This window comes from Rhodoblastus sp. (assembly GCF_041915505.1).
Lineage (GTDB): Bacteria > Pseudomonadota > Alphaproteobacteria > Rhizobiales > Beijerinckiaceae > Rhodoblastus.
This window is the reverse complement of sequence record NZ_JAYSBG010000458.1, coordinates 1-2,393: the sequence shown is the minus strand read 5'-3', so window position 1 is coordinate 2,393 and position 2,393 is coordinate 1. Positions and strand designations below refer to the sequence as shown.

Genomic DNA, 2,393 nt, shown 5'->3' with positions numbered 1-2,393 from the left:
AATTTTATGCAGGATTGACGCCAGCGCTTCAGGTGCGCAGCCGATAGCCGGTGCGGAACACCCAGATCACGATCCCGATACAGACCGCCAGCATGGTCAGCGTCAGGCCGATGCTGATCGCCGGGCCCACCGCCGCAATGCCGTAGAAGGCCCAGCGGAAGCCGTCGACCAGATAGACGATGGGGTTGAACAGAGCGACATTGCGCCAGAACGGCGGCAGCATGTCGATGGAATAGAAGGTGCCGCCGAGAAAGGTCAGCGGCGAGATCACCATCAGCGGAATCACCTGCAATTTCTCGAATCCATCCGCCCACAGCCCGAGAATGAAGCCGAACAAGGCGAAAGTGATCGAGATCAGCACCAGAAAGGCGAATGACCAGAACGGGTGGACCAATTCGAAGGAGACGAAAATCCGCGCGGTGAAGAAGATGATCAGGCCGAGCAGGACCGATTTGGTCGCCGCCGCGCCGACAAAGCCCAGAATCACCTCGAAGGCCGAAACGGGCGCCGACAGGATTTCATAGATCGTGCCGGTGAAGCGCGGCAGATAGATGCCGAACGAGGCGTTGGAGACACTCTCGGTCAGCACCGTGAGAAGGATCAGGCCGGGCACGATGAAGGCGGCGTAAGGGACGTCGTGGATCGGCGGCATGCGCGAGCCGATGGCCGAGCCGAAGACGACGAAATAGAGCGCCGTGGACAGGACGGGCGAGGCGATGCTCTGGAACAAAGTGCGCCAGGTCCGGGCGAGTTCGAACAGATAGATCGAGCGAACGGCGGAGAAGTTCATCGGCTTTTGCCCACCAGATCGATGAAAATGTCTTCCAGCGAGGACTGGCTGGACTGGACCGAGGCGAAATCGATTCCCCGCGCGGCAAGGTTTTTCAGCAGGCCGGCGAGGCCGCCGTCGTGCGGGTCGGTCTCGCCGGTCTGGGTGAAAACGAGCGTCAGGCCGTCGGGCGACAGGGTCAGCGGCTGTGCGCGCAGGCCCTCGGGGATCGCGTCGAGCTTTTGCGTCAGGCCCACCGTGACGCGGGTCTGGCCGAGGCGGCTCATCAAAGCGCGCTTTTCCTCGACCAGGATGATCTCGCCCTTGTCGATCACGCCGACGCGGTCGGCCATATCCTCGGCCTCTTCGATATAATGGGTGGTGAGAATGATCGTCACGCCGCTCTCGCGCAGATGGCGGACCATTTCCCACATGTCGCGGCGCAATTCGACGTCCACGCCGGCGGTCGGTTCATCAAGGAACAGGATCTCGGGCTCATGCGCCAAAGCCTTGGCGATCAGGACGCGGCGCTTCATGCCGCCGGACAGGGCGCGGATATTGGCGTCCTTCTTGTCCCACAGCGAGAGATCGCGCAGCACCTTTTCGATATGAGCCGGATTGGCCTTTTTCCCGAACAGGCCGCGCGAGAACACCACCGTGTCCCACACCGATTCGAACATGTTGACGGCGAGTTCCTGCGGCACCAGGCCGATCTTCTTGCGCGCCGAGCGATAGTCCTGCGCGATGTCGCAGCCGTCCACCACGACCTTGCCGGAGGTGGCGCGCACCAGCCCGCAGACAATGCCGATCAAAGTGGTCTTGCCGGCGCCATTGGGGCCGAGCAAGGCGAAAATCTCGCCGCGCCGAATGGCGAGATCGACGCCCTTCAGCGCCGAAAACCCATTATCATAGGTCTTGGTCAGCTTTTCGATCGAGAGAACGGAATCCAAGCGGCTTCACCTCGTGACGGACGCGCCCTTTTGCCATGAAAGGACGAATGCGCCAATTGCCGCGAAGCAAGATCGTGTTTGTCTTGCGCGGGGGGCATGTCAGGGTTTCTATGGCTGAAAAGATCGATCGGCCCGCAAGGACGCGCCGGCACCCGCTGGGGGATGAAATGTCCGACACGACGCCGGGACGCCTGCGCTCCCTGGCCATTCTGCTGCTCTGCCAGGTCGCGGCGATGGCGTGCTGGTTCGCCTCCAACGCCTCGATCGCGGCGATCAAGGCGCAGCAGCCGCTGAGCCCGTTTTTCGCGGCTCTGCTCACCAGCGGCGTGCAGGCGGGCTTTGTCATCGGCGCCTTCGTCTCCGCTTTGTTCGCCTTGCCGGACCGAATCGACAAAAGGCTGTTGTTCCGCTGTTCGGCCTTCGCCGCCGCGCTCTGCACCGGCGCCGCCGCTTTGTTGCCGCCGGTTTCGCCGCTGGCGCCGGTTCTGCGCTTCCTCACCGGGATCAGCCTCGCGGGGGTCTATCCGGTCGGCATGGCCATGGCCGCGACCTGGGCGCGGGGCGATCTCGGCCTGCTGATCGGCCTGCTGGTCGGCGCGCTGACGCTGGGGTCCGCCTCGCCCCATCTGGCGGCGGCGGTCGGTGGGCTCGACTGGCGCGGGCCGATCCTGTTC

3 protein-coding genes are annotated in these 2,393 nt (G+C 63.5%); 1 reads left to right on the top strand and 2 read right to left on the bottom strand.

The window, feature by feature from the left end:
- Positions 1-28: 28 nt before the first annotated feature.
- Positions 29-790: an ABC transporter permease gene (locus ACE3S9_RS18570; RefSeq protein WP_374547957.1), complete on the bottom strand. Its 762-nt coding sequence runs from the start codon at positions 788-790 to the stop codon at positions 29-31.
- On the bottom strand, positions 787-1,719 hold the full coding sequence (locus tag ACE3S9_RS18565) for an ABC transporter ATP-binding protein (protein WP_374547956.1): 933 nt from the start codon (positions 1,717-1,719) through the stop codon (positions 787-789). Before ACE3S9_RS18565 ends, ACE3S9_RS18570 begins: the two co-directional genes overlap by 4 nt.
- Positions 1,720-1,886: 167 nt before the next feature.
- Here ACE3S9_RS18565 and ACE3S9_RS18560 point away from each other — a divergent pair.
- The coding region (locus ACE3S9_RS18560; protein WP_374547955.1) for an MFS transporter at positions 1,887-2,393 on the top strand (507 nt) is incomplete at its 3' end.